Origin of the sequence: uncultured Streptococcus sp. (assembly GCF_963528215.1) — a bacterium.
In the GTDB taxonomy this organism is placed as follows: Bacteria; Bacillota; Bacilli; order Lactobacillales; family Streptococcaceae; genus Streptococcus.
This window is the reverse complement of sequence record NZ_CAURVL010000059.1, coordinates 1-3,186: the sequence shown is the minus strand read 5'-3', so window position 1 is coordinate 3,186 and position 3,186 is coordinate 1. Positions and strand designations below refer to the sequence as shown.

At 43.5% G+C, this 3,186-nt stretch carries 3 protein-coding genes and 2 pseudogenes; all 5 read right to left on the bottom strand.

Features of this window, described 5'->3' with window-relative positions:
- A pseudogene (locus RWS24_RS10750) lies at window positions 1-74 on the bottom strand (YebC/PmpR family DNA-binding transcriptional regulator); the annotation flags it as partial.
- Window positions 75-341: 267 nt separating this feature from the next.
- The gene (locus RWS24_RS10745; RefSeq protein ID WP_314367443.1) at window positions 342-707 is read right to left on the bottom strand and encodes a hypothetical protein; all 366 of its coding nucleotides are present in this window, start codon (window positions 705-707) and stop codon (window positions 342-344) included.
- 230 nt (window positions 708-937) lie between these two features.
- Window positions 938-1,741, bottom strand: a complete 804-nt coding sequence (locus RWS24_RS10740) for a DUF6612 family protein (RefSeq protein ID WP_314367441.1) — start codon at window positions 1,739-1,741, stop codon at window positions 938-940.
- Window positions 1,742-1,947: 206 nt separating this feature from the next.
- Window positions 1,948-3,042, bottom strand: a complete 1,095-nt coding sequence (locus RWS24_RS10735) for a nucleotidyltransferase (RefSeq protein ID WP_314367438.1) — start codon at window positions 3,040-3,042, stop codon at window positions 1,948-1,950.
- A gap of 1 nt (window position 3,043) precedes the next feature.
- Window positions 3,044-3,186 (bottom strand): annotated as a pseudogene (locus tag RWS24_RS10730) (SAM-dependent methyltransferase); the annotation flags it as partial.

The window sequence follows — 3,186 nt, the reverse complement described above, 5'->3', positions numbered from 1 at the left end:
TTAGCATATACTTTTGAGTTCGCGCCATCTTTGGCCGTTTTCTTTGCCACAATATTGGCCCATTTACGTCCCATTGGAGATTCTCCTTTTGATAAATTACATTTTTAATCTTTCTTATTATAACACAGGGAATCAGAAAAATCACTAGGAAAAAATGATAGCTTCTAGAAGATTCAGCTTGCTTTCTTCGACTTCTACTGGGCTAAAATCAATACAAAATTGATTTCAGTTTTCCTTCCATAAAAAATCCAGTCGCTAAAAAAGCAACTGGACGGTACATTCTATTTCCCGAAACCGGCAGGTCTGTCATAACGGACCTTTACCGAAATCCATCAAAAATATCACTGATAATTTTTCACAATAGATAAATCCGGTTTGCACCTGCTTAAACAGGCAAAAACATCCTCTATTCTGCCATCTAAAAAAGTGACATCTACTCGGACGGACTTGCCATGATAAGGCTTGACATATAAGTAGTCTCTCCGATAGTACCTGACTCCCAGTCGAAAAGAAGCCTGCCCATCAGAAGTTCGGCCCCAAGCCGGCTGGTACAAGATGCTTTCCAGCCGATTCCAAGCAAAGCTATGCTCTTTCAAGAAAGCACCTCGCACGGTCAAGCCCCATTCTGTTCCTGCAAGAACAAAGCACTTTTTGCTCAGCTTGCGACCCGCATGGACTATTGCAAAGATTTCGACTACAACAGTCATGAAAAAAGCAAGTATAAAAGGCAAACTGAACGGGCGTATTCCTGCTCCAGGCATGGCCTTTTCGAAAGAAAATAGTATAAAGTAAGCTAAAGTTCCGAAAATAAGGCTTAAGGCTAAAAAGACAGATGCCAAGATGACTATGGTCAAATAGAGTCCTCTACGGTAGCGAAAAGCAAACAATAAAGGCATGACTTTTCCCTTCTTTCTCAGCTAATAGTTTTGCTTATGCTTTACTGAGGCGCCTTAAACTCATCTTCCTCTACCTTATTCCAGTCAGAATATTGAGTATCTGTTTGAACATCCAAACTGCCTTCTTCACCTTTATATGATAAACCTAGCTTAAAGTCTTTTAAGAATAAGGTCTTTTTATCCAAGTGTACTTCTAACGTTTTATCCATATCAGCCTGAGTAACACCTGTCAGCTCTAGTTTGAATTCTTCACCAAAAAGCCCCAGCAAGTCAGCGTTTTTACTGCTTAATTTAAAGATATATTCATCACCGCTTTCCTTTACAGTGACATCATCAGCCATTTGATAAAAGCCATCCATGAGTTTGAAATAATCGGGCTGAACATAATAATCTGCCCCGCTTCCCATTTCTTGCTTAGACCATGTTCCATTTTTAGAAGAACGAGTATACAAAAGTTTATTCTCTCCGCCTGGCATAATCGCTTCTTGATAACTCTCCTGACCGCTCTCTTTTCCATCTATGATTAAATGCCCCTTGGCCAGCTCATCCGTGCTTTTATCATAGAGAAGATCCCCGCTCATCGTTTGAGTTTTATTGGAATCATCTACAGTGATAGATAATTTCACCTTCATTTTCATTGAAGTTAGATCTTCATTCGCAGTTTCTGCTTTCTCTAAGAGTTCTTCAATATCGTCAGAAGAAGTATTCTTTTGGATCTCACGGGAGCTATTCTCCGTCCCACCCGGATTCTTTTGAGAATGCTTCTGCCCAATCAAGCTACAAGCGCCTAAACTAAGCGTCAGTAAAGCTGTAAGGGCCATAAAGGTAATCTTTTGAATTTTCATGAGTCTTCCTCCTTTGAGACATGGATAGGAAAGATAATCATTCAATCAAGCTCAGCAAAGTTTTATTAACCAAATGTTAGCTTTCATACCTACAGTCAAACCGCTAAAAAGCAAATCATGCTCCTTAGTGAAAACAAGTTTATTTGTTTATTATACCATTTTTTATTTACTATCGCAAACAAAGCAAAAAGGCTGAACATTCAGCCTTACTTGTCTTTCATAATCGGAACCCGTCCAAAATTCTGTTCCGTCAGTGCGAGATCGCCTAGCTGATAGACCTTATCAGCCTGCTGGGTGAGACTATCCCAGGGTTCCTTGCCGATTCGGCTGACCAATTCGACCTTACCTTTAAGGCTGGACAAATGCTGGCGCCCCTGCTCGGAAAATCCTAAAATATGAATGCCTGATGGAAGCTCTTCTTGTCTAGCTCCGACCAGGATATAGGTCAGCAGACGCCGAACCCGAGCCTTGGTATAGCGCTTGGTCGCCACCTGCTCAACTAGCTCTTCTATGGTCTCACTGCTTTTCAAGGCCTCTCTAATCCTGACGGCCAACTCCTGATTGACCTGATAAAAGTCTGTCAAATCCGGACTTGTCACTATCTGGTAACGGAGATAAGGAAAGAGGTCTGACCAGGTCACCTTGGGTGCCATGTCAAGCAAGTGATAGGCTGGGGTGAATTTTTTGAGAAAGTCTGGCTGATCCAGATTCTGACGAAGGGCAGTTGCGGAGGCGAATTCCTGATTAGCAGCCAAAGAATGATAGCCGGCTCCCTGACGTTGAATGGGACAAAGCGTGATTGCCTTTCCTGCCACGGCCTTGGCATAAGCCAATCCTAGAATATGATTGGGAGTAGAGCCTGAGAAGTTGAGCCCAGCAAACTCCTGCCACATGGCCTGAGTCTTCTGGGGATAGGATAGGGAATCAGGCAGGCCAGCCAGATAAGCCTCCATCTGCTCTGCCTTTTGACCATAGACCCTAGAAATACTCTCATAATCCAGCACTTCCTCAGTCCCAAAAGTCAGCTGTTCGATGCCCAGCCTCTCTAGGATGTCTACTGCACCCTTAGCGAAAAAGTCTGCCGCCTGAACGCTGACCAAGAAAGGCAGCTCAAGGACCAGATCCGCTCCAGCTTCCAAAGCCATCTGAGCTCGAGTCCACTTGTCCACGATAGCCGGCTCCCCTCGCTGAACAAAATTGCCGCTCATAGCGATAATTTTCAGACCAGAAGCCTGCTCCAGCAGATATTTGTGCCCATTATGAAAAGGATTAAACTCTGCGATAATACCGGTAACTGTCATCTCATTTCTCCGCTACAAAAAACCAGCGAGCGCTCTTGTCAGTTGGCTCCTTGTCCTCAAAGTCCGCATAAACCTTGACATTCTTAAAACCAGCCTGCTCCAGCAAGATATCATAGGTCAGAATCTCATAGGTCCGCTCCTCAT